The organism is Paenibacillus sp. FSL R7-0210 (assembly GCF_038009085.1).
GTDB classification, from domain to species: domain Bacteria; phylum Bacillota; class Bacilli; order Paenibacillales; family Paenibacillaceae; genus Paenibacillus_AQ; species Paenibacillus_AQ silagei.
In genome coordinates this window covers 7,327,170-7,351,846 of the sequence record NZ_JBBPAR010000001.1, presented here as the reverse complement: position 1 = coordinate 7,351,846, position 24,677 = coordinate 7,327,170, and the positions used below count along the sequence as shown (strand labels likewise).

Here is a 24,677-nt window from a genome sequence, read left to right as displayed (position 1 = left end):
AGAACAAATCGTGGTTTCAGCCAACGGGCTGATTCCGCATATCCATATATACGAACATACATTCTATTTCGGAGGTTTATTATGTTTATTCATTATACAAAAACACATTTGGAACATTTCGTGGAGGATCTCTACATAACACATTCGATTCTGCAACCAGAGGACATCACGATTCCTAAGCTTTCAGAGGAGTTAGATGTGCTTGTTAATTATGCGCCGATGACAAGCCGTGCCTATGAGTCCTCATTAGGTGTACGTTATATACTTCTGGATAATCGGGATTCTCCTATGAAGCAGCGGTTTGATTTTCTGCATGAGCTATGCCACATCCTGAGACACGCTGGCAATCAGACGGTAATGCCTGTCCCCTTCATCAAAGCGCAGGAGGAGGATGCCGAGAAATTCGTTCTTTATGCCACTATGCCCTTTTTTATGCTCCAAACGTACAGTTTATCCGATCAATATTCTATTGCAGTTCAGCAGATTTCAGAGCTCTTTGGTGTACCCATAGATATGGCCAAAATCCGGTTTGATCAAATCTTACGTCGGGAGTATGAAGGAGAAATGTGGCCTAAGAAGAGAAAAGAGCATCCGTATGCCTTTTATCAAGCTGAAGAGGAATGGTGCCAAGCTTCGGATCAACCAGCAGTCTTTGCCTATTATGATCCTCACAGCACTTTGGATGGCCCCGATCAGCTTATTGTCTGTCTTGATCAACACACGTTATCTACACGAACTGAATGGAGGATTCCTTTAGAGGAGAGGTTTCAAGAAATTGAGCTGGATGCCCTGAGGAATTTCGAACTTGCGCCAGCCGCAAGGGGAGATCTGATCTGCTTCGATGGACAGCTTACCTTACAGCTTCACCAGCTTGTACACCGGTATGGTTCATCCAAACGAAACTTTGTACTCCAAATGAGAGATGTTGAACAGATCTTTGAAGCGGATCAAAGTACAGTACGAAGATTTCTGTGAGGGGTAACAAAAACAAAGCTCCCGGCCAATAGGCCAGGAGCTTCTTTTCCTTGAAAACAAGGGAATATTAACGTTTCGAGAACTGAGGTGCGCGACGAGCAGCTTTGAGGCCGTATTTCTTACGTTCCTTCATACGTGGGTCACGTGTCAGGAAGCCGGCTTTCTTCAGCGTACCGCGATATTCAGGGTCTACTTTGAGCAATGCACGGGAAATCCCGTGACGGATTGCGCCAGCTTGACCAGAAATGCCGCCACCATGTGCAAGTACGATTACATCGTAGCTGCCCAGAGTTTCAGTCAGGTTCAAAGGTTGTCTTACGATCATTTTCAGTGTTTCAACACCGAAATATTCGTCCATCTCACGTTTGTTAATGACAATGCGTCCTTCACCCGGTACAAGGCGAACACGTGCTACCGAATGTTTACGACGACCTGTCCCATAGTATTGTACTTGTGCCATGAAACTGTCCTCCTTTATTCTTATCCGCGAAGTTCGTAAACTTCAGGTTTTTGTGCTGCATGTGGATGTTCAACGCCTGCATATACTTTGAGTCTCAGCTTCATGTGATTACCTTGACGAGTCTTAGGAATCATACCATGAACTGCGAATTCAATCATACGCTCAGGTTTGGTCTTGAGCAGTTCTTCCGCAACGGTAACTTTCAAGCCACCTGGGTGCATCGAGTGACGGTAGTATTTCTTGTTTTGCATTTTCTTACCTGTGAGGTGAATCTTCTCAGCGTTGATAACAATTACGAAATCACCAGTATCAACGTGTGGAGTGAATTGCGGTTTGTGTTTGCCGCGGATCAGGGCAGCGGCTTCGCTTGCCAAACGGCCAAGTGTTTTGCCTTCGGCATCAATGATGTGCCAATTGCGTTCAACTTCGTTCGGCTTCGCCATGTAGGTGGTACGCATGAATGTTTCCTCCTTGTTCTCGTACGAAAATCATCTGTTTCGTATATCTTGTTTCGCGATTGAATTACAATTTAGTGAGTTAAAAAAATTATTTGTTGGCATTTCCTTGATCGGGGCTGTGGGATAGCCATCAAGAAAACACAACTTTTATATTACAGTATAAACATGACAAGCGCAAGCGATTTTTAAACAATCAGTACTTATTTTCATAAAAAATATAGTATCGGCCGTTTAGTCGTCTATCTCGTCATATTCCACACTCCAGAGTGCCAGCCCCTTAGACACAGCCGTAGGTCCGGCCGCTGCACGATCACAAGCCGCAAGAATGACAGGCATTCTATCTGCGCTGATTTTACCTTGCCCCACCTGCATCAGCGTGCCCATAATAATGCGTACCATATGCTGCAAAAAGCCACTGCCTGTAATATAGGTATGGATCACTCCCTGGTCAGGAGAGCCCGGGCGGCACATACTGCGGTCTACTTCAAGATAAGCCTCATAAATGGTCCGCACATGCGAAGTCTTGGTAGACTTCCTGGACGCAAACGAGGTGTAATCATGGGTCCCCAGCAGCGCGCTTAGCCCCAGCTCCATTGCAGGAACGTTCAGCTTCATCGGATGATGATGCTGCCAGCGCCGCTGGAACGGGTCCGGGAACCGGTTGCCGTTAATCGTGTAGCGGTAGGTTTTACGCTTCGCCCCTCTACGGGAGTGGAACGAGAGCGGAACCTCAGCAGCCTCAGTAACCACGATATCCTGCGGCAGCCTGGCATTCAGCGCCAGACACCAGCGCTCCAGCGGAATCTGTGAGGAGGTTATGAAGTTAAAAGGTTGGCCATAAGCATGCACCCCTGCATCAGTCCGTCCTGAGCCCGTGATTTTGAGCGTCTCACCGGTCAGATGCTGAATTGCATGCTCCAGCTTGTCCTGAATCGTATTGCCCTGAGGCTGGGTCTGAAAGCCATCATAGTGGGTACCGTCATAATTGACTTTCATCAATAGATTGCGCATTTCATTCTCCTGTTGGTCCATATACTTAATTTATTCTCAAAAAAAAGAGCCCCGGCGGGAGCTCCTTCTACTCTATACAAGGTGATTCCCGCGGTTATTTGCACGGCAGGGTACTATGCCCTGCAGTACAATAACGTTAAATACGTAAAGCGTACATCCGGAAATCATGGCTTGTGAAACTACGCGCGGTCTACCAGTTCAAGATAAACCATAGGCGCAGCATCGCCACGGCGAGGTCCCAGCTTCAGGATACGAGTGTATCCGCCTGGACGCTCTGTGTAACGTGGAGCAATGTCAGAGAACAATTTTTGGATTGCATCTTGTTCACCATCTACAGTCTCACGACGAACAAATGCAGCTACTTGACGGCGAGCATGAAGATCGCCCTTTTTCGCTTTAGTGATCAGTTTCTCAGCGATGGAACGAACTTCCTTCGCTTTGGCTTCTGTTGTCTGAATACGTTCGTATAGGAACAGATCCGTTACCATATCGCGGAACAAAGCTTTACGCGCGCTGGAATCACGGCCCAATTTTTGGTATGCCATTTGTTTTCCCTCCTTCACTCAAGTCTCAAGAACTCCGGGGTCCTATTCTTCTGTACGAAGTCCCAAACCAAGTTCCTCAAGCTTCTCTTGAACCTCTTCCAAAGATTTGCGGCCCAGGTTACGAACCTTCATCATATCTTCTTCAGTTTTCGTAGTCAGCTCTTGCACGGTATTAATACCGGCACGTTTGAGGCAGTTGTAGGAACGGACAGAAAGATCAAGCTCCTCGATCGTCATCTCAAGTACTTTTTCTTTTTTGTCTTCTTCTTTTTCAACCATAATTTCGGCGTCTTTCGCTTCATCCGTAAGACCTACGAACAGAACGAGGTGCTCGTTCAAAATTTTGGCTCCAAGGCTAACGGCTTCTTCCGGTCGGATACTGCCATCTGTCCAAATTTCCAGCGTCAACTTGTCGTAGTTAGTCACTTGACCAACACGGGTATTATCAATACCGTAATTCACACGTGAAATAGGAGTGTAGATAGAGTCAACTGGAATTACACCAATTGGCTGATCGTCGCGTTTGTTCCGGTCCGCTTGGACGTAGCCGCGACCACGGCCTGCAAAAATGCGCATGTGCAGTCTCGCGCCAGGTCCCAGCGTTGCAATATGAAGATCCGGGTTCAGGATCTCAACATCGCTGTCCGCACGGATATCACCCGCGGTAACGATGCCTTCTCCTTCAGCATCAATCTCGAACACTTTCTCTTCATCCGAATGAATCTTCAGAGACAGAGCTTTAAGGTTCAGGATGATTTCCGTCACATCTTCCATTACGCCGGGAACGGTCGAGAACTCATGCAGAACGCCGTCAATTTGGACCGAAGTCACTGCGGCTCCCGGAAGGGAGGAAAGCAGGATCCGGCGAAGCGAGTTCCCCAGAGTCGTGCCATATCCACGTTCCAGCGGTTCAACTACGAATTTCCCATAGGTCCCATCATCATTGGCTTCTACGGTCTCAATCTTCGGCTTTTCGATTTCTATCACGAGTGTACCCCTCCTTCAAACGTCGCTCCTATATGAAACAGTCACCCCATCAGGTGTATCATGTAGTATGCCTAAACACCTATTATTAGCAGATGCGTCAGAATTATACCACAATCACAATTCTGATTGTACTAAACGCGGCGACGCTTCGGCGGACGGCATCCATTGTGAGGAACTGGAGTAACGTCTTTAATGAGGTTTACTTCAAGACCAGCGGCCTGAAGGGAACGGATGGCTGCTTCGCGGCCCGCGCCCGGTCCTTTAACCATAACTTCAACGGACTTCATGCCGTGTTCCATAGCTGCCTTAGCAGCTGTTTCGGCTGCCATTTGCGCTGCAAATGGAGTCGATTTACGGGAACCTTTGAATCCTTGACCGCCGGAGCTTGCCCAGGAAATTGCATTTCCGTGGGGATCCGTGATCGTAACGATAGTGTTATTGAACGTGGAACGGATATGTGCCACGCCAGACTCGATATTTTTCCGGTCGCGACGTTTCGTACGTACGACTTTTTTCGGTTTAGCCATTGTCTCTTATCACCTCTTCTTATTTCTTTTTGTTTGCTACAGTACGACGCGGGCCTTTACGGGTACGAGCATTGGTTTTGGTACGTTGACCGCGAACAGGCAATCCACGACGGTGACGAACACCGCGGTAACAGCCGATCTCAGTAAGACGCTTAATATTCAAGGAAATTTCACGACGAAGGTCACCTTCAACCTTAACCTCTTTGTCGATCGTTTCACGCAGTTTGCTGACTTCATCTTCCGTCAAATCACGGACACGTGTGTTAACGTCAATGCCTGTTTCATTAAGAATTTTCTGGGAAGTCGTTTTACCGATTCCGAAAATATAAGTCAAGGCGATCTCAACGCGCTTATCACGTGGCAAATCCACTCCAGCTATACGAGCCATTTTACGCTACACCCCCTTCTTAACCTTGTTTTTGTTTGTGTTTCGGATTTTCGCAAATTACCATAACAGTCCCTTTGCGGCGGATGACTTTGCATTTTTCGCAAATGGGCTTTACAGAAGGTCTTACCTTCATGTTAATTACCTCCTCAAAGTTTTGCGAAGCAAAACTTTTGTTGTAGTTCCCATCTATTTACGGTAAGTTATACGGCCTTTTGATAAATCATAAGGCGATAACTGCACGACCACTTTGTCTCCGGTTAGGATACGGATAAAGTGCATCCGCAATTTCCCGGACACATGGGCAAGTATTTGATGACCGTTCTCAAGCTCAACCTTAAAAGTTGCGTTAGGCAACGGCTCAATAACCGTTCCTTCTACCTCAATGACGTCTTCCTTAGCCACAGTTAGTCTCCTTTCTCATTAGCACTTTTTCCAGCGGGCTGGCCATACTTCATCACTGCAAACCGCAGCTTTCCGTTGGTGACCCGGCCGGTTTCTTCCAAACTGTCTACAATCTCACTGCTGATGAAGGGTATGAGCTCCAAATGCTGAATATTCTTCTTCTTTGGGCTGTCAAACTTACGTTTGTCCCCATCAGCAATATATACAAATCTGCTATCCACAACTGCGATAACAACGGCAGCCTCTCCGGCATCCTTGCCTTTGAGAATTCTCACGATTTGACCAACCTGCGGGCTGCTCCCAGTATTCACGTGAAGATCACCTACGCATTCAGTTTTGTGAAAATTTCCATGCCGTCCGGTGTAACTGCTACTGTATGCTCGAAGTGAGCGCACAGTGAACCGTCTACCGTAACGACCGTCCAGTTATCATCCAGCGTTCTGACATAACGTTCTCCAGCGTTAACCATCGGCTCAATGGCGAGTACCATACCCGGCTTCAGACGTGGTCCGCGGTCCGCTATGCCATAGTTCGGAATTTGCGGTTCTTCATGCAGTTCTGCCCCAATGCCATGACCAACATACTCGCGGACAACGGAGAATCCGGCGTCTTCAATGTATGACTGAATGGCATGGGAGATTGTAAACAAGCGCACATCCGGTTTGACTAACGCCAGTCCAGCGTACAGGGAGCCTTCCGTGACGTCCAGCAGACGCTGAGCCTCTTCGGAAATGCTGCCCACCCCGTATGTCCAGGCGGAATCACCGTGATAACCACGGTACTCTGCACCGATATCCAGCGTAACGATGTCGCCTTCTACCAGTTTGCGTTTCCCTGGAAATCCGTGCACCAATTGTTCGTTGACTGAAGCGCAAATGCTGGCAGGAAAACCGTTGTAGCCTTTGAAAGACGGCACAGCACCCTGACTGCGAATGTACCCATCGGCGATTCTGTCGAGCTCACCGGTAGTAATGCCTGGCTGGATAGCTTCAGCAATAAGACGGTGACTCTCGGCAACAATTCGACCAGCTTCCCTCATAAAGACAAGTTCCTGTTCGGATTTGCAAATGATCATTACATTAACCCCGCAGCATAGATACGATTTCAGAAGAAACGACATTGATTTCGTTTTCTCCGTTGACCTGACGCACAAGACCTTTATCGTCATAAAATGCAAGCAGCGGCGCTGTCTTGTTATCGTACTCATCCAGACGCTTGCCTACACTTTCTTCGTTGTCATCCGGACGCTGATACAATTCTCCGCCATCAATGTCGCAGACGCCTTCTTGCTTCGGCGGGTTAAAAATTAAATGGTAGGATGTTCCGCATACTGAGCAGATCCGGCGTCCGGTAAGACGCGCCATCAGCAGTCCGCGGTCCACATTCAAGTTGACAACGTGATCCAGTGAAGTTCCAAGCCGGCTGAGGATTTCTCCCAGCGCTTCCGCTTGCGAAAGGGTTCTTGGAAAGCCATCCAATAAAAAACCTTTTTCGCAATCGGACTGCTGCAGCCGTTCTTCGACGATTCCAATAGTCACATCATCAGGTACAAGCAACCCTTGATCAATATAAGATTTGGCCTTAAGTCCAACCGGTGTGCCTTGCTTAATAGCCAAGCGGAATGCATCACCAGTCGAAATATGAGGAATACCCAACTCTTTTACAACAACAGCGGCTTGTGTTCCCTTGCCTGCCCCAGGAGGGCCCATGAATAATATGTTCACGATTCTCTTCTCCCCCCGAAAGTTCGCCACCAAGCAAGAAACAGCACAATAGGTACCGGGAAGTTTAAAGCCTTAGGTACTTCTCCGGAACCTATCGCCTATTTATTGATGAAGCCTTTGTAATGGCGTTTGATCAATTGGCTCTCGATCTGCTTCATGGTATCCAGCGCAACACCAATTACAATCAGCAGTGCCGTACCACCAATCTGCACTTGCTTCGGTAACCCGGACAACGATCCAAATAATACTGGCAGTACAGAGATTAATGACAGGAAGAGCGCACCGGACATGGTCAGACGCGACATAACTCTAGTCAGATATTTCTCAGTAGCCTTACCTGGACGTATACCTGGAATGTATCCGCCATTCTTTTTCATATTGTCAGCCATTTGCTGCGGGTTCATCTGGACAAACGTATAGAAGAACGTGAATCCGATGATCATGACTACATACAGCAGCATGCCGAGCGGCTTGGTATGATCCAGATTGGCCGAGACCCATTTAGCCCAAGCGTGGGTGGACCAGAAGCTCGATAAAACGACCGGGAATTGAAGCAGTGAAACGGCGAAGATAACAGGAATTACACCAGCCGCATTAATTTTAAGCGGAATGTGCGTATTCTGTCCACCGTACATTTTGTTACCGACTACGCGCTTGGCATATTGTACAGGGATTTTACGGATACCTTGTTGAACAAAGATCACCCCGACAATAATCGCAACAACCACGATCAGTACAATAACGACTTTAAGAATATTCAGGAACATCTGACCCGGCTGAATGAAGCTTGATTGCGCCGTAGTGGTGATATATCCCGGAAAGGCGGCGACGATTCCCGCAAAAATCAGGATCGAAATCCCGTTTCCTATACCCTTTTCAGTGATCTGCTCACCTAACCACATCAAGAACGATGTACCCGCCGTCAATATGATCGCAATAAGCAGGTAATCCGCAAAGGTTGCATTTGGAATCATCTCAGTGCCATAAATCCGGTTAAACCCGATAGATGTGGCAAACGCTTGGATCAAACCTAGCACTACTGTGCCGTAACGCGTAATTTGCGCCAGTTGCTTTTTCCCGTGTTCCCCTTGCTTAGCCCATTCGGCAAACTTAGGGACAACATCCATCGAAAGCAATTGAACGATGATGGATGCTGTGATATACGGGTAAATGCTGATCGCAAAAATCGAGAAGTTTTTGAGCGCTCCGCCCGAGAAGGTGTTCAAAAGACCCATCAAAGCGTCTCCGCCCTGATTTGTTGATTCCAGTACTTCTTTGTTCACACCGGGAACCGGTACAAACGAACCGATGCGGTAAATGATCAGAACGAACAGGGTAAACAGGATCTTTTTGCGCAAATCTTCAACATGCCATATATTCTTAAGCGTCTTGAACATTAGATCACCTCGGTTTTACCGCCGGCAGCTTCGATTTTCTCTACCGCAGATTGAGAGAACTTATTTGCTTTGACAGTCAATTTAACAGCCAGTTCACCATTGCCGAGAATCTTGATGCCGCTCTTAGTGTTGCTGACAACACCAGTTTCAAGCAAAAGCTCAGGAGTTACTTCTGTTCCTTCTGCAAAGCTATTCAGATCTTCCAGGTTCACAATCGCGTACTCTTTACGGGTAGGATTGACGAAACCACGTTTAGGCAGACGACGATAGAGTGGGTTTTGTCCACCCTCGAAGCCTGGACGTACACCACCGCCGGAACGGGAGTTTTGACCTTTGTGTCCACGGCCCGAAGTTTTACCGTTACCGCTACTTGGTCCACGACCAACGCGGTTGCGTTCTTTCCGTGATCCAGGAGCTGGAGCAAGTTCATGTAACTTCATCGTTTGCACCTCCTTATGTTTGTAAATTTATGCGAGGCTTATTAGCCTTCAATTTCAGTAACGGACAGCAAGTGGCTCACTTTGTTGATCATCCCGCGAATTGCAGGAGTGTCGTTGTGAACCACGGACGAGTTGGTTTTGCGCAGGCCGAGCGTCTTAACAGTAACACGTTGTGTTTCTGGACGTCCAATTACACTGCGTACGAGGGTAATTTGCAATTTAGCCATTGACGTTCCCCTCCTTAACCGCGTAATTCTTCGACAGATTTGCCGCGAAGCTTCGCGACCTCTTCAATGCGCTTCAGACGGGAAAGTCCCTCTAGAGTAGCATTGACCATGTTCATGGAATTCGAAGAACCCAAAGATTTTGTCAAGATATCGCCAACGCCTGCCAATTCAAGCACCGCACGAACCGGTCCACCAGCGATAACGCCGGTACCTTCGGATGCTGGTTTCAGCAGAACGCGTCCTGCGCCGAAATGTCCAGTAACCAGGTGAGGAATCGAAGTTCCTACGATTGGAATGTGGATCAGGTTTTTCTTGGCGTCTTCAATGCCTTTACGGATGGCATCCGGAACTTCGCCGGCTTTACCGATACCAGCACCAACGTAGCCGTTGCCGTCGCCCACAACAACAAGTGCACTAAAGCTGAAACGGCGTCCGCCTTTTACAACTTTTGCAACACGGTTGATGTGTACAACTCTTTCTGTCAGTTCTAAACTGTTCGGATCTACACGCAAGTCGTTAACCTCCTTTTAGAAATATTCTAGAATTCAAGACCAGCTTCGCGAGCTGCGCTAGCCAGAGCCTGAATCCGTCCATGGTACAAGTATCCACCGCGGTCAAATACAACCACTGCATAACCCTTTTCTTTGGCGCGCTCAGCGATCAATTGACCCACTTTGCTTGCAGCTTCAACGCTGCCGCCATTTCCGATTGTAGCACTCAATTCCTTATCAAGTGTGGAGGCCGATACGATAGTAACGCCAGTCACATCATCGATCAGTTGAGCGTAGATGTGTTTCGAAGAACGGAACACATTCAAACGTGGACGCTCAGTAGTACCCTGGATCTTCTTACGAACACGCAGGTGTCTTTTGAGACGAGCCTTGTTTTTATCCTCTTTTGTAATCATGACTTCCCTTTCACTCCCTTCAGTTTGCCGTAAACAGCTTCACTTTAAGATGCACGGGGTATCTTACAATTAAGGTAGAGCTGGTTATTTCTTCTTACCAGCTTTACCTTCCTTGCGGATGATACGCTCGCCTTCATATTTGATACCTTTACCTTTGTATGGTTCAGGTTCACGTACGGAACGAATTTTGGCAGCATAAGCGCCAACGCGTTCTTTGTCAATCCCTCTAACGATGATCTTCGTGTTCGCAGGAACATCGAACTCGATACCCGCTTCCGGTGTGATTTCAACCGGGTGGGAGTAACCAACGTTCAATACGATCTTATCTCCGGATTTGCTTGCACGATATCCGACCCCAACCAGTTCCAGAGATTTCGAGAAACCTTCAGTCACACCACTCACCATGTTGTTGACAACGGAGCGGGTTGTGCCGTGAAGTGAACGATGCAATTTGTTGTCCGACGGGCGAACAACAGTGATTTCGTTATTTTCAACTGTAATCTTCATGTCTTTATGAAGCTCACGAGTCAAAGTGCCTTTAGGACCTTTTACTGTAATAACGGCGTTGTCCAAAGTGACATCTACACCGCTAGGTACTGCGATTGGTTTGCGACCAATACGAGACATGTGTTGCACCTCCTTATCTTGTGACGTTTATTACCAAATGTAGCAGACAACTTCTCCGCCGGATTTAGATTGACGAGCTTCTTTGTCGGTCATAACTCCCTTAGATGTGGAGATAATCGCGATTCCAAGACCACCGAGTACACGAGGCACTTCATTGCTCTTCGTGTATACGCGAAGACCTGGTTTACTGATTCTTTTCAGACCAGTGATAACGCGCTCCTGGCTTGGGCCGTATTTCAGGAAAATACGGATAATCCCTTGTTTGCTATCTTCAACGAATTCAGCATCACGGATGAAGCCCTCACGCTTCAAGATGTCCGCGATTTGTTTTTTCATAGTAGAAGCAGGCATTTCTACTGTCTCGTGACGCACAGTGTTGGCGTTACGAATACGAGTAAGCATATCTGCAATAGGATCAGACATAGTCATGTGTGTAAACCTCCTTCCCGTTTATAAACTTCTTACCAACTTGCTTTTTTCACGCCAGGAATCTGGCCTTTATAAGCTAATTCACGGAAACAAATTCTGCAAATTTTGAACTTTTGCAGTACCGAATGTGGACGACCGCAACGCTCGCAACGTGTATATGCACGTACTTTGAACTTAGGCTCGCGTTGTTGTTTAACTTTCATTGAAGTCTTTGCCACTTAGACTGACACCTCCTAAACATTTTCGGAGAAATGGATGATTCTTATTTTGTGAAAGGCATTCCCAGCTGATTCAGCAGCTCACGGGATTCCTCGTCCGTCTTAGCAGTCGTTACAATAACGATGTCCATACCGCGAACCTTATCCACTTTGTCATACTCGATTTCCGGGAAGATCAATTGTTCTTTAAGACCCAGTGTGTAGTTACCACGGCCATCAAAGGCTTTGCTGGAAACACCACGGAAGTCACGAACGCGTGGAAGCGTTACGTTGATCAATTTATCCAGGAAGTAATACATACGCTCGCCGCGCAGTGTTACTTTAACCCCGATCGGCATATTCTCGCGCAGTTTGAAACCGGCGATGGATTTCTTAGCTTTAGTGATAACCGGCTTTTGACCAGAAATCAGTTGCATATCGTTAACTGCAGCGTCAAGTACTTTGGAGTTTTGAACAGCGTCACCTACACCCATGTTGATGACGATCTTCTCGATCTTAGGCACTTGCATAACTGTTGTGTAGTTAAACTTCTGCATCAAAGATGGTGTGATTTCATTCAGATAACGTTCTTTCATTCTTGCTGCCATGAAGATTTACCTCCTTTCATTAGGACTGTATTAGTCGATAATCTCTCCGGATCTTTTTGCTACCCGAACCTTCTTACCGTTATCTAGTACTTTATAGCCGATACGCGTAACTTTCCCGCTCTTCGGATCAATGTGCATTACGTTGGACACATGGATCGAAGCTTCCTGCTCGATGATTCCGCCTTGCGGATTCAACTGGTTAGGCTTCTGGTGTTTCTTCACCATGTTCACGCCTTCTACCAGGACGCGGTTTTCACGAGGATAAGCAGCGATGACACGGCCTTTTTTACCTTTGTCTTTCCCGCTGATCACAAGCACCACATCATCTTTTTTCACGTGCAGTTTATTGTTATGGGATTCCAGAACTTTTTTAACTCTAGGCATTGATTACACCTCCTATAACTGACCTTTTCAAGTACAACCGAGCATCACTCGGATTTTTAGATTACTTCCGGTGCCAAGGAAACGATCTTCATGTAGTCCTTGTCGCGAAGTTCGCGAGCAACTGGTCCGAAGATACGTGTTCCGCGCGGGCTTCTGTCGTCTTTGACAACAACAGCTGCATTTTCGTCGAATGCGATGTAAGATCCATCTTTACGGCGTACCGAACGTTTTGTACGAACAACTACCGCTCTAACAACATCACCTTTTTTGACAACGCCGCCTGGTGTTGCTTGTTTAACGGAACAAACGATCAGATCGCCGATTGCTGCTGTACGGCGTCCAGTACCACCCAGTACGCGGATACACATCAGTTCCTTCGCACCAGAGTTGTCAGCCACATGCAAACGTGTAAATGGTTGAATCATTATTATTTTCCTCCTTCCGGAAAGGGATCTGCTTCATGTCTTAGATGATTACCGCTTTTTCTACCACTTCAACCAGTCTCCACCGTTTGTCCTTCGACAATGGACGAGTTTCCATGACTTTCACGACATCACCAATTTTAGCTACATTCTCTTCATCATGTGCCTTGAATTTCTTCGTGGACTTGATGCGTTTGTGATACAGATTGTGCTTTTTATAGGTTTCAACAGCAATTACGATGGTTTTATCCATTTTGTCGCTGACTACTTTACCGATCAGCACTTTACGTGCATTACGCTCTTCGCTCATAATTAGCCTCCTTCCTGATTACGGATTATGCATCCGCCGTCACTTAACTAATCCCAAGTACTCTTTGATGGATAACGGTTTTAGCACGAGCTATTTCCTTACGCACATCACGAATCCGAGTCGGGTTATCCAGTTGGCCTGTTGCCAATTGGAAACGGAGATTGAAAAGTTCTTCCTTAAATCCGGCGATTTTCTGTTCAATCTCAGCAGTGGTTAAGTTGCGAAGTTCATTAGCTTTCATTTGCTTCACCACCCAATTCTTCACGTTTCACAAACTTAGTCTTTACAGGCAGCTTGTGAGCGGCAAGACGCATCGCTTCACGAGCGATTTCTTCCGACACGCCTCCGAGTTCGAACATAATCTTACCCGGTTTAACTACAGCTACCCACTTCTCAACGTTACCTTTACCACTACCCATACGAACCTCGAGAGGCTTCTGAGTGATTGGCTTATCCGGGAAAATCTTGATCCAAACCTGACCGCCACGTTTGATGTAACGTGTCATTGCGATACGAGCAGCTTCGATCTGACGGTTAGTGATCCAAGATGGCTCCAGTGCCTGCAAACCGAATTCGCCGAAGTTAAGTTCGGTTCCGCCTTTTGCCATACCCTTCATGTGACCGCGTTGTTGCTTGCGGTGTTTAACGCGCTTTGGTACCAACATGATTAGTTGCCTCCTTCCTGAGCAGCTTGTTTCTTAGCTGGGGGAAGAACTTCTCCACGATAAATCCATACTTTTACGCCGATACGGCCGTAAGTTGTATGTGCTTCAGCTGTTCCGTAATCGATATCAGCACGAAGCGTATGAAGTGGAACTGTTCCTTCGCTATAACCTTCTGAACGGGCAATCTCAGCGCCGCCAAGACGTCCGCCAACCTGAGTTTTAATTCCCTTTGCGCCGGAACGCATAGTTCTTTGAATCGCTTGTTTCAGAGCACGACGGAACGATACGCGACGTTCCAGCTGTTGTGCAATGCTTTCAGCAACAAGAATAGCATCCAGTTCAGGGTGTTTGATTTCATTGATGTTGATGTGTACTTTCTTACCGCCGGCGATAGTTGTAACTGCGCTGCGAAGTACTTCTACTTCTGCTCCGCCTTTACCAATTACCATACCTGGCTTGGCAGTGTGAATTGTAACGTTCACTCGGCTTGCCGCTCTTTCGATCTCGATGCGGGAAACAGAGGAATCTTTCAACTTGCCTTTAAGGTATTCCCGGATTTTGACGTCTTCCATTAAAAGAGTACCGAAATCTTTGCCTGCATACCATTTTGATTCCCAATCGCGAATAATACCGACTCGGAGTCCGACTGGATTTACCTTTTGACCCACGTGTTATCCCTCCTTATTTCTCAGATACCACCAAAGTAATGTGGCTGGTACGTTTATTGATCCGGCTTGCGCGGCCCATGGCGCGCGGACGGAAACGTTTCATTGTAGGACCCTGGTTAACGAAAACTTCGCTTACGAATAAGCTGTTAACGTCCATAGAGTAGTTATGCTCAGCGTTCGCAATCGCCGAGTTCAGTAGCTTCTCAACAACCGGAGAAGCGGACTTCGGAGTGTGGCGAAGAATTGCAATTGCTTCCCCCACTTGCTTGCCGCGAATCAAGTCAACAACCAGTTTCGCTTTACGAGCGGAAATCCGCACCGATCTTGCATGTGCTTTTGCTTCCATTGTTTTCCCTCCTCTCAAACGAAGACGTTAATTATCTTCTGGTTTTCTTATCGTCACCCGCGTGGCCTTTGTAAGTACGTGTTGGCGCGAACTCGCCCAACTTGTGACCTACCATATCTTCCGTTACGTATACAGGCACGTGTTTGCGGCCGTCATATACACCAAACGTATGTCCGATAAACTGAGGGAAAATGGTTGAGCGACGGGACCAGGTTTTTACTACGACTTTCTTGTCTGACTCGTTCAAATCCTCAACTTTTTTCAGCAGGTAGCCATCGATGAACGGCCCCTTCTTTAAACTGCGACCCATGTGTGAATCCTCCCTTCATCCGGTTCTTCAAAACCGCGAATCGACGCTTCGCGCTTAACTAACTTGCCTGAAGCGTCTTATTTTGTGCGGCGGCGAACGATATATTTATCAGATGCTTTGTTTTTCTTACGCGTTTTGTAGCCGAGGGTTGGTTTGCCCCAAGGTGACATTGGCGATTTCCGTCCGATAGGAGCGCGGCCTTCACCACCACCGTGTGGGTGATCGTTAGGGTTCATGACAACACCGCGTACTTCAGGACGACGTCCGAGCCAGCGGCTGCGTCCGGCTTTACCAATCTTGATCAGTTCGTGATCTCCGTTACCTACGGCTCCGATAGTCGCACGGCAAACGCTGAGGATTCTGCGAACCTCACCCGAGTTCAAACGAACAGATACGTATTTATCTTCTTTACCCAGCAACTGAGCTTCAGTACCTGCAGCACGAACCAATTGTCCGCCTTTGCCTGGTTTCAACTCGATGTTGTGGATAACTGTACCTACCGGGATGTTGATCAACGGAAGGCTGTTACCAATTTTGATGTCCGCAGCAGGGCCGGACTCAACTTTATCCCCAACTTTAAGGCCTTTAGGAGCGATGATATAACGTTTCTCTCCATCAGCATAGTGGATCAAAGCAATATTGGAAGTACGGTTCGGGTCATACTCGATTGTAGCAACGCTACCAGGTATGCCGTCTTTAGTCCGCTTGAAGTCGATGATACGGTATTTACGTTTGTGTCCGCCGCCATGGTGACGAACCGTAATTTTACCTTGGTTGTTGCGTCCGGCATGCTTGAACAGCGGGGACAGCAACGATTTCTCTGGCTGGTTTGTTGTAATTTCTTCAAACGTAGACACAGACATGTTGCGTCTTGCCGGAGAGGTCGGTTTGTACTTTTTGATTGGCACTATAGTTTCCTCCTTACTTTAAGAGTATTATTCTACCGCTTCAAAGAACTCAAGCGGCTTGCTGTCCGGGCTAAGCTTCACGATGGCTTTTTTCCACTCCGGAGTGTAACCGGAATATTTGCCGTAACGTTTCAGTTTACCAGGTACGCGCATTGTGTTCACACTAACGACTTTTACTTTAAAAATAGCCTCGACAGCTTTTTTGATTTCGGTCTTGTTAGCACGGATATCCACTTCAAAAGCGTACTTCAGTTCGCTCATGTATTCGGATGTGCGTTCCGTAATCACTGGACGCTTGATTATATCACGAGGATCTTTCATTACGCGAACACCTCCTCTACCTTCAGAACTGCTTCTTTAGTGATGATCAGTTTGTCGTACGTCAGTACGTCAAGAACATTGATGCCGTCAGCCGCTACGAATTTCACCCCAGGGATGTTACGAGCGGAAAGTGCTACGTTGTCATCATAGCTAGGAGCTACGATCAGGGCTTTGCTGCCCACTTTAAGGTTGTTCAGAATCGCTGCGAATTCTTTCGTCTTCGGAGCATTCAGAGTCAAGCTATCCAATACGATGATGTCATTCTCAAGCACTTTTGAGGACAACGCGGATTTGATGGCCAACCGGCGAACCTTCTTAGGCAATTTCCAGGAATAGCTGCGTGGTGTTGGTCCGAAGACTACGCCGCCGCCTTTCCATTGTGGAGAACGAATGGAGCCTTGACGAGCACGACCTGTACCTTTTTGTTTCCAAGGCTTACGTCCGCCGCCACGCACTTCAGAGCGTCCTTTTACTTTATGTGTACCGCGACGAAGGGAAGCTCTTTGCATAAGTGCAGCTTCATGCAGCACATGTACGTTCGGTTCAATACCGAAAACTGAATCACTCAGTTCAACTTCGCCAACTTCGTTACCACTAGTATTGAAAAGTGTTACTTTTGGCATTTCATGTTCCTCCTTTCTTCAGTAATTATTTCTTAACGGTTTGTTTAACTTTCACGAAGCTGTTCTTAGGACCTGGAATAGCGCCTTTAACCAGCAGTACATTACGTTCTACGTCAACCCGGATGATTTCAAGCTTTTGAACCGTTACGGTCGTGTGACCCATATGTCCTGGCAGGCGTTTGCCCTTAGGAACACGGTTAGCCTGGATGGAACCCATCGAGCCCGGTCTTCTGTGGTAACGCGATCCGTGTGCCATTGGTCCGCGGCTTTGTCCCCAGCGTTTGATGTTACCCTGGAAGCCTTTACCCTTCGAAGTACCTGTTACGTCAACAAACTCGCCTTCAGCGAAGATGTCAGCCTTAAGCTCTTGTCCAACCTCGAGTGACCCGAGGTCAACACCGCGAATTTCGCGAACGTAGCGCTTAGGTGTTGCATTTGCCTTTTTGGCGTGACCCTGTTCAGGCTTGTTGGAGCGACTTTCCTTTTTATCGGAAAAGCCCAACTGCACTGCTTCATATCCGTCGATATTCAGGTCTTTCTTTTGCAGTACCACACAAGGTCCAGCTTCGATAACAGAAACCGCGATTACGTTACCTTCTGGAGTAAACACTTGAGTCATACCGAGTTTTTTTCCTAAGATACCTTTCAATGTTGACACCTCTTTTCTTTTCCTGATTACTTAATGAATTACAATTTGATTTCGATATCTACACCGGACGGTAGATCCAAGCGCATCAAGGCATCCACAGTTTGTGGTGTTGGGTTCACAATATCAATCAAACGTTTGTGAGTCCGTTGCTCAAACTGTTCACGGGAATCCTTGTACTTGTGTACCGCACGGAGAATGGTAATGATTTGCTTCTCAGTTGGCAGCGGAATCGGCCCGGATACACCAGCACCCGAACGTTTTGCTGTTTCAACGATTTTCTCTGCGGATTGATCAAGAATTCTGTGGTCGTATGCTTTCAAGCGAATACGAATTTTTTGCTTTGCCATTTTAGTCCCTCCTTCTATCGCCCAATTTATTATCGGACATACTCCGTGAAAATTTTCTGACGTCGACCTCATGGCAAAGGGGCCGGGTGTGTCAGTAACCTCTCACATCATCGCAACGTCTCAGAACAACATTTATTATTATATCTAATAGGCGGCTATATTGCAAGAGCCTTTGCTAAACAAATCACCTTTTCCAGAAAAAAAGTTTAAAAATACACGGTTTTATCTGAAAATTGTTAATGACTGATTTCAGCGAGCTGAATTAAAGTCTCCATCTCCAGAATATTCACGGTTCTTTTATGCATAGCGATGATCTTCAACGCTTCCAGCTTGTTCAGCTTACGGCTTAGGGTCTCGGCAGTAGTGCCGATCATCGCTGCCACTTCTTTTTGCGCCGATGGGAGATCCACGGAATGTCTTAAAGCTTGCATTGTCAGAGCTGATTCTGGTAGATTCCTCGTGTACAAGTAGACTAGAAGCCGGGCTAACCGTTTTTCCACTTCAAACATATGCAGTGCCCCTGCTGTTTCTTCCGCCAGATGCAGCTGCTCACTAACAGACATCAGAAAGCTAAACGCCAGGCCCGCATTCTGCTCCAGCAGGGGAATGAAATCCTTCCGGTGCATCCGGCAGACCACTCCACTCTCAATAATCTCCGCCGTTACATCATTATTTTTATTGTGAAGCAAGGCAAACTGACCGAAATAATCCCCCGGGAAAAGAAAACGGACAATATGCTGCTTCCCTTCTTTACTGTTCTTCGTCAGTTTGATAAGCCCGCTCTTCACCACAAACAAAGCTTCAGACGGCTCCCCTTCTCGGCAAACTTGGCTACCCTTTTTATATGAATGGGATTCTGTGATTGATTCTATGATAACCAATTCTTCATCGGACAAACTCCTGAATACCGGAACCTGGCGCACACAGGCATGAGAACTGCACGTATTGCATTCCATACATCATTCCTCCTCTACTGTCGCTTATCCCACCATATCAATGATCGAAGCGCTGCCGGGTGACTGGACGCACAAATTTTCATAAAACTTGATCTATATCAAGGATTAACGTGCCGGCTGTCTATACAATAGGTTCATAGAGAGAAAAGGAGTTGATGGGCTTGCAGCAATACACTTTTGAGGACATGCGCCAGATGAATAGAACAACTCTGGGCAATATGGTACCCCTTGAACTATTCCGGACCATCCGTCTAATTGGAATGAACCAGGGATTGCCGTTAGGCGGAAAGGGAACGACTGTGACCATTGGCAGAAAGATCGGCGAGAGCCTGCCTGTCCATTCCGTGGAAGAGCTGCTGCAGATCTTTGAGGAGCTCAAAATCGGGATTCCCCGAATTGTTCATTCCGATGAGCGCAAAATTAATATCGCTGTTGACGATTGCTTCTGCAAAGGACTACCTTCCCTTGAAGATGAAAGAATGGTCTGTGATCTGGAAGGAGCTATCATTGAAGGTGCTCTGTGCCGAATTCTCGGCCGCAAGGTTTCAGTGAAAGAGATCAAATGTAATGTCACCGGTCATGAGCACTGCGAGTACGAAGTTAAGCTTTAAATAATACTAATATAATGAAAGCAGGGATTTATAATGGAAAAGAAAACACTAGCTGAGGCTGTACAGTATCAAGAGGAACGCTTTACCAAAAAGATCATTTTCCAAAAAGGCGATAGCGTAGTATTTGTGCTTAATTTCATGCCTGGGCAAAAGCTGCCCGTTCACAAGCACCCGGGAGCAGATGTCTATATCCTCGCCTTACACGGTGACGGTACCATTCATGTTAATGAGGAAGAGTTCTCCTTCATCCAAGGAGAGACCATCTACATTGCCGGTGACGAGTCATTCGCTTATACGAATAATAGTTCATCGCCGTCCAGCCTGCATGTGGTTTTATCCAAGTTGCCAAGTGCGGACTATGCGAAGGAAATCTAATTCTCAATCATATCTATAAAATAAAACAGGCCCCCTTCGAATGAAGGGGGCCTGACTTATATTCAGTCTATCCTAACGGATAGAGCCTGAATTATTTCTGGATGGAAGCTACGGAACCGGCACCAACTGTACGTCCGCCTTCGCGAATGGAGAATTTAGTACCTTCTTCAATAGCGATTGGGGAGATCAGCTGAACAGTTACAGTGATGTTGTCACCAGGCATAACCATTTCAGTACCTTCTGGCAGGTTGATGATGCCAGTTACGTCAGTTGTACGGAAGTAGAACTGTGGACGGTAACCAGTGAAGAATGGTTTGTGACGTCCGCCTTCTTCTTTAGTCAGAACGTAGATCTGAGCAGTGAACTCAGTGTGTGGCTTAACGGAGTTCGGCTTAGCCAATACTTGGCCACGCTCGATGTTGTTACGGTCAACACCACGCAGCAATGCGCCGATGTTGTCGCCAGCTTGAGCGGAATCAAGCAATTTGCGGAACATTTCCACGCCAGTAACTACAGACTTCTTAGTTTCTTCGTGAATACCAACGATTTCGATTTCTTCTCCGACTTTAACTGTTCCGCGTTCTACGCGACCAGTTGCCACAGTACCGCGGCCAGTGATGGAGAATACATCTTCGACAGGCATCAAGAAAGGCTTGTCAGTCTGACGTTCTGGAAGCGGGATGTATGTGTCGATCGTTTCGAACATTTCAACGATCTTCTGTGCATACTCGCCATCAGGGTTCTGCAGAGCTTCACGAGCAGATCCACGAACGATTGGAGTGTCATCGCCTGGGAAGTCGTATTCGCTAAGCAGATCGCGAACTTCCATTTCAACCAATTCAAGCAACTCTTCGTCCTCAACCATGTCGCATTTGTTCAGGAATACAACGATGTAAGGAACGCCTACTTGACGGGACAGCAGGATGTGTTCACGAGTCTGTGGCATAGGGCCGTCAGCTGCGGATACAACCAGGATCGCTCCGTCCATTTGCGCTGCGCCAGTGATCATGTTTTTAACATAGTCGGCGTGTCCAGGGCAGTCTACGTGAGCGTAGTGACGGTTAGGAGTTTCATATTCAACGTGAGCGGTGGAGATAGTGATACCGCGTTCGCGTTCTTCAGGAGCCTTATCAATTTGGTCGAATGCTACAGCAGCACCACCGTATTTTTTGGACAATACAGTTGTGATTGCAGCAGTCAGAGTTGTTTTACCATGGTCGACGTGACCAATAGTACCGATGTTAACGTGCGGTTTGTTACGTTCAAACTTTGCCTTTGCCATTTGAACAGTTCCTCCTTATTGTGGGGTCCATATATTTGAGCCGTCCGCCTATTTGCAGTTCTAAGGTGACTTAAGTGTTATACCCGGACGGCAAGTTAAAAATTAAGCTTATTCTCCGCCTTTGTTCTTGGCTACGATTTCTTCAGCAATGGATTTAGGTACTTCTTCATAGTGAGAAAGCTCCATTGAGAATACGCCGCGTCCTTGAGTACCGGAACGGAGTGTTGTGGAGTATCCGAACATTTCGGACAAAGGCACCTTCGCACGGATAATTTGCGCTCCACCACGGGAATCCATACCTTCGATTCTACCGCGACGGGAGTTCAGCATACCCATTACATCGCCCATGTATTCCTCAGGAACAGTTACTTCCACTTTCATGATTGGCTCAAGCAATGCAGGTTGACATTTTTCTTTTGCAGCTTTAAGCGCCATCGAACCGGCAATTTTGAACGCCATTTCGTTGGAGTCAACATCATGGTAAGAACCATCTACGATGGTAGCTTTAACGTCAACAAGCGGGAAGCCTGCAATAACGCCGTTCTTCATTTGCTCTTCAATACCGGCAAGTGCAGGAGCGATGTATTCTCTTGGAACCGAGCCACCGACAACTTTACTTTCGAATTGGCTGCCAGTACCTGGCTCGAGGGGTTCAAACTCAACCCATACGTGACCGTACTGACCGCGACCGCCGGATTGGCGAACAAACTTGCCTTCTACGCGGGCAGATGCCTTGAACGTTTCGCGGTAGGCAACCTGCGGTTTACCCACATTGGTTTCTACTTTGAATTCACGACGCATACGGTCGATGATGATGTCCAAGTGAAGCTCACCCATACCTGCCAGGATGGTTTGGCCTGTTTCTTCATCAGTGTGAGCGCGAAGAGTAGGATCCTCTTCAGTCAACTTTCCGAGAGCAACACCCAGTTTATCTTGGTCAGCTTTGGTTTTTGGCTCGACTGCGATTTCGATAACCGGATCTGGAAAGTTCATGGATTCCAGAATGATCGGATGCTTCTCGTCGCAGAGTGTATCGCCTGTACTAGTGTCCTTCAGACCAACGGCTGCCGCGATATCACCAGCGTAAACGATGGAGATTTCTTGACGGCTGTTCGCATGCATCTGCAGGATACGCCCAATACGCTCACGTTTGCCCTTAGTAGCGTTAATTACATAAGAACCTGATTCCAGGATACCGGAGTATACACGGAAGAACGTGAGTTTACCAACATAAGGGTCTGTCATGATCTTAAATGCCAAGGCACCGAATGGCTCTTCATCCGAAGGATGACGTTCCGCTTCTGTTCCATCCTCCAGATGACCCGTAATAGCCGGTACATCCAAAGGTGAAGGCAAGTAATCAACAACAGCATCCAGCATAAGCTGAATCCCTTTGTTCCGGTAGGAAGAGCCGCAAATTACTGGGAAAATTTTAACTTCAACTACGCCTTTGCGCAGAGCAGCTTTGATTTCCGGAATAGTAATTTCTTCGCCTTCCAGGTACTTCATAGTCAGATCTTCATCAAGTTCAGCAACTTTCTCGATCAGCTCAAGACGCAGTTCCTCAACCTTTGCCAAATATTCTTCCGGAATATCCGTAACTTCAATATTTTGGCCCAAATCATCTCTGAACATATGTGCTTTTTGCTCAACGAGGTCGATGATACCTGCGAAATCATTTTCTGCACCGATTGGCAGTTGAATAGCAACTGCATTGGCTTGAAGACGATCACGCATCGTTTCGATAACGTTAAGGAAATCCGCACCGATAATGTCCATTTTGTTCACATATGCGATCCGTGGAACGTTGTAACGGTCAGCCTGTCTCCATACGGTTTCTGACTGAGGTTCTACGCCCTCTTTCGCACTAAATACACCAACTGCCCCATCCAATACACGCAGGGAACGTTCAACTTCAACGGTGAAGTCAACGTGTCCTGGGGTATCAATGATATTGATGCGGTGACCCTTCCATGCAGCAGTTGTAGCAGCGGAAGTAATCGTGATTCCGCGCTCCTGTTCTTGTTCCATCCAGTCCATTGTAGCAGCACCCTCGTGAACTTCACCGATTTTGTGCGTACGGCCTGTGTAGAATAGAATCCGCTCAGTGGTAGTAGTCTTACCAGCATCAATATGCGCCATGATCCCGATATTACGCGTATTTTTTAAGGAGAACTCTCTTGCCATGAAATGGATCTCCTTTCAAAATAGAAGTTATTTGAACGACTGCAATCCTACCAGCGGTAGTGAGCAAACGCTTTGTTCGCTTCAGCCATCTTGTGTGTGTCTTCACGTTTCTTAACGGAAGCGCCTGTGTTGTTGGAAGCATCAATAATCTCAGCCGCCAAACGTTCTTCCATAGTCTTCTCACCGCGGTTGCGTGAGTAGTTTACAAGCCAACGTAATCCCAAAGCAGTACGTCTTTCAGGTTTAACCTCAATAGGTACTTGGTAGTTAGCACCGCCGACACGACGAGCTTTAACTTCCAATACAGGCATGATATTCTTGATGGCAGCTTCGAAAACTTCCATCGGCTCTTTACCTGTACGTTCTTGAATCAACTTGAACGAATTGTACAAAATGCTTTGAGCGACACCTCTTTTACCACCCAGCATAATACGGTTGATCAAACGAGTAACCAACTTGCTATTATACAATGGATCTGGCAATACATCTCTTTTAGTAACTGGACCTTTGCGTGGCATGGATATCCCCCTTTCTTATATGGTTATTATTCGGATAAGCTCATCTTATTTCTTGACTTTAGGACGTTTCGCACCATACTTGGAGCGAGCCTGCATCCGGTTAGCAACACCTGCAGTATCCAGTGCACCACGAACGATGTGGTAACGAACTCCTGCAAGGTCCTTAACTTTACCTCCGCGCAGCAATACTACACTGTGCTCTTGAAGGTTGTGTCCGATACCCGGAATGTAAGCAGTCACCTCAAGACGGTTCGTCAGACGAACACGGGCATACTTACGAAGTGCTGAGTTTGGTTTACGTGGAGTCATTGTGCCTACACGAGTGCATACACCGCGTTTCTGCGGAGCGCTCAAATTTGTAGCCTCACGCTTGAGGGCGTTGAACCCTTTTTGAAGAGCGGGAGATTTGGATTTTTCGATTTTGGCTTGACGGCCTTTACGAACCAATTGATTAATAGTTGGCATGTTGTGCCACCCCCTTCCTGA

Annotated in this window: 42 protein-coding genes; 3 read left to right on the top strand and 39 right to left on the bottom strand. The window is 47.1% G+C overall.

The genetic code is table 11. The features are described 5' to 3' along the window. Window positions 1–81 precede the first annotated feature (81 nt). The gene (locus MKY64_RS31510) at window positions 82–975 is read left to right on the top strand and encodes an ImmA/IrrE family metallo-endopeptidase (RefSeq protein WP_340957838.1); all 894 of its coding nucleotides are present in this window, start codon (window positions 82–84) and stop codon (window positions 973–975) included. Between the two features lie 67 nt (window positions 976–1,042). Here the strand turns inward: MKY64_RS31510 and rpsI are convergent, their stop codons facing one another. The 35 genes from rpsI to MKY64_RS31335 all read right to left on the bottom strand — a co-directional run bounded on the left by rpsI (window position 1,043) and on the right by MKY64_RS31335 (window position 19,158). After that, window positions 1,043–1,435, bottom strand: coding sequence for a 30S ribosomal protein S9 (gene rpsI / locus MKY64_RS31505; protein WP_036692433.1), 393 nt, complete (start codon window positions 1,433–1,435; stop codon window positions 1,043–1,045). Between the two features lie 20 nt (window positions 1,436–1,455). Next, window positions 1,456–1,893, bottom strand: a complete 438-nt coding sequence (rplM, locus tag MKY64_RS31500) for a 50S ribosomal protein L13 (protein ID WP_209878867.1) — start codon at window positions 1,891–1,893, stop codon at window positions 1,456–1,458. A 231-nt stretch (window positions 1,894–2,124) separates the two neighbouring features. Further along, entirely contained in the window at window positions 2,125–2,904 is a 780-nt protein-coding gene (truA, locus tag MKY64_RS31495; protein WP_036721814.1) for a tRNA pseudouridine(38-40) synthase TruA, read from the bottom strand. Window positions 2,905–3,083: 179 nt separating this feature from the next. Further along, window positions 3,084–3,449, bottom strand: coding sequence for a 50S ribosomal protein L17 (gene rplQ, locus MKY64_RS31490; protein WP_019908254.1), 366 nt, complete (start codon window positions 3,447–3,449; stop codon window positions 3,084–3,086). 42 nt (window positions 3,450–3,491) lie between these two features. After that, window positions 3,492–4,436 carry a DNA-directed RNA polymerase subunit alpha gene (locus MKY64_RS31485; RefSeq protein WP_036692422.1) on the bottom strand — a complete coding sequence of 315 codons (945 nt, stop codon included), beginning with the start codon at window positions 4,434–4,436 and terminating at the stop codon, window positions 3,492–3,494. Window positions 4,437–4,567: 131 nt separating this feature from the next. Continuing rightward, window positions 4,568–4,963: a 30S ribosomal protein S11 gene (gene rpsK / locus MKY64_RS31480; protein WP_020427052.1), complete on the bottom strand. Its 396-nt coding sequence runs from the start codon at window positions 4,961–4,963 to the stop codon at window positions 4,568–4,570. A gap of 19 nt (window positions 4,964–4,982) precedes the next feature. Beyond that, entirely contained in the window at window positions 4,983–5,351 is a 369-nt protein-coding gene (gene rpsM / locus MKY64_RS31475) for a 30S ribosomal protein S13 (RefSeq protein ID WP_036721817.1), read from the bottom strand. A gap of 19 nt (window positions 5,352–5,370) precedes the next feature. Next, window positions 5,371–5,484, bottom strand: coding sequence for a 50S ribosomal protein L36 (gene rpmJ / locus MKY64_RS31470; protein WP_003322638.1), 114 nt, complete (start codon window positions 5,482–5,484; stop codon window positions 5,371–5,373). A gap of 53 nt (window positions 5,485–5,537) precedes the next feature. After that, a complete protein-coding gene (gene infA / locus MKY64_RS31465; RefSeq protein WP_018753971.1) occupies window positions 5,538–5,753 on the bottom strand; it encodes a translation initiation factor IF-1 in 216 nt (71 codons plus the stop codon). 2 nt (window positions 5,754–5,755) lie between these two features. After that, window positions 5,756–6,064 (bottom strand): KOW domain-containing RNA-binding protein, encoded by a 309-nt coding sequence (locus tag MKY64_RS31460; RefSeq protein ID WP_036721819.1) that lies wholly within the window; start codon window positions 6,062–6,064, stop codon window positions 5,756–5,758. Window positions 6,065–6,075: 11 nt separating this feature from the next. Then, window positions 6,076–6,828 (bottom strand): type I methionyl aminopeptidase, encoded by a 753-nt coding sequence (map, locus tag MKY64_RS31455; protein ID WP_036721822.1) that lies wholly within the window; start codon window positions 6,826–6,828, stop codon window positions 6,076–6,078. Between the two features lie 4 nt (window positions 6,829–6,832). Further along, entirely contained in the window at window positions 6,833–7,477 is a 645-nt protein-coding gene (locus MKY64_RS31450; RefSeq protein WP_036721823.1) for an adenylate kinase, read from the bottom strand. Window positions 7,478–7,575: 98 nt separating this feature from the next. Beyond that, window positions 7,576–8,874: a preprotein translocase subunit SecY gene (gene secY, locus MKY64_RS31445; RefSeq protein WP_036721825.1), complete on the bottom strand. Its 1,299-nt coding sequence runs from the start codon at window positions 8,872–8,874 to the stop codon at window positions 7,576–7,578. Further along, complete coding sequence (gene rplO, locus MKY64_RS31440; protein WP_036692409.1) at window positions 8,874–9,314, bottom strand: 50S ribosomal protein L15; 441 nt, start codon at window positions 9,312–9,314, stop codon at window positions 8,874–8,876. The genes secY and rplO overlap by 1 nt, the downstream gene beginning before the upstream one ends. 41 nt (window positions 9,315–9,355) lie before the next feature. Continuing rightward, window positions 9,356–9,541, bottom strand: a complete 186-nt coding sequence (gene rpmD / locus MKY64_RS31435; protein WP_019908243.1) for a 50S ribosomal protein L30 — start codon at window positions 9,539–9,541, stop codon at window positions 9,356–9,358. Window positions 9,542–9,555: 14 nt separating this feature from the next. Further along, complete coding sequence (gene rpsE, locus MKY64_RS31430; RefSeq protein ID WP_036652980.1) at window positions 9,556–10,053, bottom strand: 30S ribosomal protein S5; 498 nt, start codon at window positions 10,051–10,053, stop codon at window positions 9,556–9,558. Between the two features lie 26 nt (window positions 10,054–10,079). After that, on the bottom strand, window positions 10,080–10,448 hold the full coding sequence (gene rplR / locus MKY64_RS31425; protein ID WP_036692407.1) for a 50S ribosomal protein L18: 369 nt from the start codon (window positions 10,446–10,448) through the stop codon (window positions 10,080–10,082). Between the two features lie 84 nt (window positions 10,449–10,532). Continuing rightward, window positions 10,533–11,075, bottom strand: coding sequence for a 50S ribosomal protein L6 (gene rplF / locus MKY64_RS31420; protein WP_036721827.1), 543 nt, complete (start codon window positions 11,073–11,075; stop codon window positions 10,533–10,535). A 30-nt stretch (window positions 11,076–11,105) separates the two neighbouring features. Beyond that, a complete protein-coding gene (rpsH, locus tag MKY64_RS31415) occupies window positions 11,106–11,504 on the bottom strand; it encodes a 30S ribosomal protein S8 (RefSeq protein WP_036692403.1) in 399 nt (132 codons plus the stop codon). Window positions 11,505–11,536: 32 nt separating this feature from the next. Next, the gene (locus MKY64_RS31410) at window positions 11,537–11,722 is read right to left on the bottom strand and encodes a type Z 30S ribosomal protein S14 (RefSeq protein WP_036589425.1); all 186 of its coding nucleotides are present in this window, start codon (window positions 11,720–11,722) and stop codon (window positions 11,537–11,539) included. Window positions 11,723–11,766: 44 nt separating this feature from the next. Further along, complete coding sequence (gene rplE / locus MKY64_RS31405; protein WP_209878863.1) at window positions 11,767–12,309, bottom strand: 50S ribosomal protein L5; 543 nt, start codon at window positions 12,307–12,309, stop codon at window positions 11,767–11,769. A gap of 30 nt (window positions 12,310–12,339) precedes the next feature. Next, window positions 12,340–12,693, bottom strand: a complete 354-nt coding sequence (gene rplX, locus MKY64_RS31400; protein ID WP_019908235.1) for a 50S ribosomal protein L24 — start codon at window positions 12,691–12,693, stop codon at window positions 12,340–12,342. Window positions 12,694–12,749: 56 nt separating this feature from the next. Further along, window positions 12,750–13,118, bottom strand: a complete 369-nt coding sequence (gene rplN / locus MKY64_RS31395; protein WP_036680556.1) for a 50S ribosomal protein L14 — start codon at window positions 13,116–13,118, stop codon at window positions 12,750–12,752. 40 nt (window positions 13,119–13,158) lie between these two features. Continuing rightward, window positions 13,159–13,425, bottom strand: a complete 267-nt coding sequence (gene rpsQ, locus MKY64_RS31390; protein ID WP_036692400.1) for a 30S ribosomal protein S17 — start codon at window positions 13,423–13,425, stop codon at window positions 13,159–13,161. Window positions 13,426–13,468: 43 nt separating this feature from the next. Further along, window positions 13,469–13,666 carry a 50S ribosomal protein L29 gene (gene rpmC / locus MKY64_RS31385; RefSeq protein ID WP_019908232.1) on the bottom strand — a complete coding sequence of 66 codons (198 nt, stop codon included), beginning with the start codon at window positions 13,664–13,666 and terminating at the stop codon, window positions 13,469–13,471. Beyond that, window positions 13,656–14,090, bottom strand: coding sequence for a 50S ribosomal protein L16 (rplP, locus tag MKY64_RS31380; protein ID WP_020427064.1), 435 nt, complete (start codon window positions 14,088–14,090; stop codon window positions 13,656–13,658). Before rplP ends, rpmC begins: the two co-directional genes overlap by 11 nt. A 2-nt stretch (window positions 14,091–14,092) precedes the next feature. Beyond that, entirely contained in the window at window positions 14,093–14,758 is a 666-nt protein-coding gene (gene rpsC / locus MKY64_RS31375) for a 30S ribosomal protein S3 (protein WP_036721832.1), read from the bottom strand. 13 nt (window positions 14,759–14,771) lie between these two features. Continuing rightward, entirely contained in the window at window positions 14,772–15,104 is a 333-nt protein-coding gene (gene rplV, locus MKY64_RS31370; RefSeq protein ID WP_019908228.1) for a 50S ribosomal protein L22, read from the bottom strand. Window positions 15,105–15,135: 31 nt separating this feature from the next. Beyond that, on the bottom strand, window positions 15,136–15,414 hold the full coding sequence (rpsS, locus tag MKY64_RS31365; protein WP_036721834.1) for a 30S ribosomal protein S19: 279 nt from the start codon (window positions 15,412–15,414) through the stop codon (window positions 15,136–15,138). A 77-nt stretch (window positions 15,415–15,491) separates the two neighbouring features. Next, window positions 15,492–16,322 carry a 50S ribosomal protein L2 gene (gene rplB / locus MKY64_RS31360; RefSeq protein ID WP_036692392.1) on the bottom strand — a complete coding sequence of 277 codons (831 nt, stop codon included), beginning with the start codon at window positions 16,320–16,322 and terminating at the stop codon, window positions 15,492–15,494. Between the two features lie 27 nt (window positions 16,323–16,349). Further along, entirely contained in the window at window positions 16,350–16,643 is a 294-nt protein-coding gene (gene rplW / locus MKY64_RS31355) for a 50S ribosomal protein L23 (protein WP_019908225.1), read from the bottom strand. Beyond that, entirely contained in the window at window positions 16,643–17,266 is a 624-nt protein-coding gene (gene rplD / locus MKY64_RS31350) for a 50S ribosomal protein L4 (protein WP_036721837.1), read from the bottom strand. Before rplD ends, rplW begins: the two co-directional genes overlap by 1 nt. A gap of 25 nt (window positions 17,267–17,291) precedes the next feature. Beyond that, window positions 17,292–17,915, bottom strand: coding sequence for a 50S ribosomal protein L3 (gene rplC, locus MKY64_RS31345; RefSeq protein ID WP_036721840.1), 624 nt, complete (start codon window positions 17,913–17,915; stop codon window positions 17,292–17,294). Window positions 17,916–17,953: 38 nt separating this feature from the next. Continuing rightward, window positions 17,954–18,262 carry a 30S ribosomal protein S10 gene (rpsJ, locus tag MKY64_RS31340; protein ID WP_017692074.1) on the bottom strand — a complete coding sequence of 103 codons (309 nt, stop codon included), beginning with the start codon at window positions 18,260–18,262 and terminating at the stop codon, window positions 17,954–17,956. Window positions 18,263–18,498: 236 nt separating this feature from the next. Then, window positions 18,499–19,158, bottom strand: a complete 660-nt coding sequence (locus MKY64_RS31335; protein WP_340957837.1) for a Crp/Fnr family transcriptional regulator — start codon at window positions 19,156–19,158, stop codon at window positions 18,499–18,501. Between the two features lie 254 nt (window positions 19,159–19,412). Here MKY64_RS31335 and MKY64_RS31330 point away from each other — a divergent pair, with 254 nt between their 5' ends. Further along, window positions 19,413–19,829, top strand: a complete 417-nt coding sequence (locus tag MKY64_RS31330; protein ID WP_340957836.1) for a V4R domain-containing protein — start codon at window positions 19,413–19,415, stop codon at window positions 19,827–19,829. 33 nt (window positions 19,830–19,862) lie between these two features. After that, window positions 19,863–20,204 carry a cupin domain-containing protein gene (locus MKY64_RS31325; RefSeq protein ID WP_036721849.1) on the top strand — a complete coding sequence of 114 codons (342 nt, stop codon included), beginning with the start codon at window positions 19,863–19,865 and terminating at the stop codon, window positions 20,202–20,204. 91 nt (window positions 20,205–20,295) lie between these two features. Here MKY64_RS31325 and tuf read toward each other — a convergent pair whose 3' ends face one another. The 4 genes from tuf to rpsL form a co-directional block, all read right to left on the bottom strand. Next, a complete protein-coding gene (tuf, locus tag MKY64_RS31320) occupies window positions 20,296–21,486 on the bottom strand; it encodes an elongation factor Tu (protein WP_036721850.1) in 1,191 nt (396 codons plus the stop codon). Window positions 21,487–21,594: 108 nt separating this feature from the next. Further along, window positions 21,595–23,673, bottom strand: a complete 2,079-nt coding sequence (gene fusA / locus MKY64_RS31315; protein ID WP_036721851.1) for an elongation factor G — start codon at window positions 23,671–23,673, stop codon at window positions 21,595–21,597. 47 nt (window positions 23,674–23,720) lie between these two features. Continuing rightward, complete coding sequence (rpsG, locus tag MKY64_RS31310; protein WP_020427074.1) at window positions 23,721–24,191, bottom strand: 30S ribosomal protein S7; 471 nt, start codon at window positions 24,189–24,191, stop codon at window positions 23,721–23,723. 45 nt (window positions 24,192–24,236) lie between these two features. Next, window positions 24,237–24,656: a 30S ribosomal protein S12 gene (gene rpsL, locus MKY64_RS31305; RefSeq protein WP_036721853.1), complete on the bottom strand. Its 420-nt coding sequence runs from the start codon at window positions 24,654–24,656 to the stop codon at window positions 24,237–24,239. Window positions 24,657–24,677 lie beyond the last annotated feature (21 nt).

Bases quoted from the DNA above. Each gene is read 5' to 3' on its own strand.
- rplQ (WP_019908254.1), bottom strand. From the start codon at position 3,449: ATGGCATACCAAAAATTGGGCCGTGATTCCAGCGCGCGTAAAGCTTTG.
- rplO (WP_036692409.1), bottom strand. From the start codon at position 9,314: ATGAAGTTACATGAACTTGCTCCAGCTCCTGGATCACGGAAAGAACGC.
- rpmJ (WP_003322638.1), bottom strand. From the start codon at position 5,484: ATGAAGGTAAGACCTTCTGTAAAGCCCATTTGCGAAAAATGCAAAGTC.
- rpsG (WP_020427074.1), bottom strand. From the start codon at position 24,191: ATGCCACGCAAAGGTCCAGTTACTAAAAGAGATGTATTGCCAGATCCA.
- rplE (WP_209878863.1), bottom strand. From the start codon at position 12,309: ATGGCAGCAAGAATGAAAGAACGTTATCTGAATGAAATCACACCATCT.
- tuf (WP_036721850.1), bottom strand. From the start codon at position 21,486: ATGGCAAAGGCAAAGTTTGAACGTAACAAACCGCACGTTAACATCGGT.
- rpsH (WP_036692403.1), bottom strand. From the start codon at position 11,504: ATGACTATGTCTGATCCTATTGCAGATATGCTTACTCGTATTCGTAAC.
- rpsQ (WP_036692400.1), bottom strand. From the start codon at position 13,425: ATGAGCGAAGAGCGTAATGCACGTAAAGTGCTGATCGGTAAAGTAGTC.
- rplP (WP_020427064.1), bottom strand. From the start codon at position 14,090: ATGTTGGTACCAAAGCGCGTTAAACACCGCAAGCAACAACGCGGTCAC.
- rpsK (WP_020427052.1), bottom strand. From the start codon at position 4,963: ATGGCTAAACCGAAAAAAGTCGTACGTACGAAACGTCGCGACCGGAAA.
- rplD (WP_036721837.1), bottom strand. From the start codon at position 17,266: ATGCCAAAAGTAACACTTTTCAATACTAGTGGTAACGAAGTTGGCGAA.
- rpsL (WP_036721853.1), bottom strand. From the start codon at position 24,656: ATGCCAACTATTAATCAATTGGTTCGTAAAGGCCGTCAAGCCAAAATC.
- rpmC (WP_019908232.1), bottom strand. From the start codon at position 13,666: ATGAAAGCTAATGAACTTCGCAACTTAACCACTGCTGAGATTGAACAG.
- MKY64_RS31325 (WP_036721849.1), top strand. From the start codon at position 19,863: ATGGAAAAGAAAACACTAGCTGAGGCTGTACAGTATCAAGAGGAACGC.
- rpmD (WP_019908243.1), bottom strand. From the start codon at position 9,541: ATGGCTAAATTGCAAATTACCCTCGTACGCAGTGTAATTGGACGTCCA.
- rplV (WP_019908228.1), bottom strand. From the start codon at position 15,104: ATGGAAGCAAAAGCACATGCAAGATCGGTGCGGATTTCCGCTCGTAAA.
- rplM (WP_209878867.1), bottom strand. From the start codon at position 1,893: ATGCGTACCACCTACATGGCGAAGCCGAACGAAGTTGAACGCAATTGG.
- rpsS (WP_036721834.1), bottom strand. From the start codon at position 15,414: ATGGGTCGCAGTTTAAAGAAGGGGCCGTTCATCGATGGCTACCTGCTG.
- rplR (WP_036692407.1), bottom strand. From the start codon at position 10,448: ATGATTACAAAAGAGGATAAAAACAAGGCTCGTCTCAAAAGACACCTG.
- map (WP_036721822.1), bottom strand. From the start codon at position 6,828: ATGATCATTTGCAAATCCGAACAGGAACTTGTCTTTATGAGGGAAGCT.
- fusA (WP_036721851.1), bottom strand. From the start codon at position 23,673: ATGGCAAGAGAGTTCTCCTTAAAAAATACGCGTAATATCGGGATCATG.
- MKY64_RS31510 (WP_340957838.1), top strand. From the start codon at position 82: ATGTTTATTCATTATACAAAAACACATTTGGAACATTTCGTGGAGGAT.
- rpsI (WP_036692433.1), bottom strand. From the start codon at position 1,435: ATGGCACAAGTACAATACTATGGGACAGGTCGTCGTAAACATTCGGTA.
- rplW (WP_019908225.1), bottom strand. From the start codon at position 16,643: ATGAAAGATCCTCGTGATATAATCAAGCGTCCAGTGATTACGGAACGC.
- truA (WP_036721814.1), bottom strand. From the start codon at position 2,904: ATGCGCAATCTATTGATGAAAGTCAATTATGACGGTACCCACTATGAT.
- rplX (WP_019908235.1), bottom strand. From the start codon at position 12,693: ATGCCTAGAGTTAAAAAAGTTCTGGAATCCCATAACAATAAACTGCAC.
- secY (WP_036721825.1), bottom strand. From the start codon at position 8,874: ATGTTCAAGACGCTTAAGAATATATGGCATGTTGAAGATTTGCGCAAA.
- rpsM (WP_036721817.1), bottom strand. From the start codon at position 5,351: ATGGCTCGTATAGCTGGAGTGGATTTGCCACGTGATAAGCGCGTTGAG.
- rplN (WP_036680556.1), bottom strand. From the start codon at position 13,118: ATGATTCAACCATTTACACGTTTGCATGTGGCTGACAACTCTGGTGCG.
- rpsJ (WP_017692074.1), bottom strand. From the start codon at position 18,262: ATGGCAAAGCAAAAAATTCGTATTCGCTTGAAAGCATACGACCACAGA.
- rplF (WP_036721827.1), bottom strand. From the start codon at position 11,075: ATGTCTCGTATTGGTCGCAAACCAATCGCAGTACCTAGCGGTGTAGAT.
- MKY64_RS31330 (WP_340957836.1), top strand. From the start codon at position 19,413: ATGAATAGAACAACTCTGGGCAATATGGTACCCCTTGAACTATTCCGG.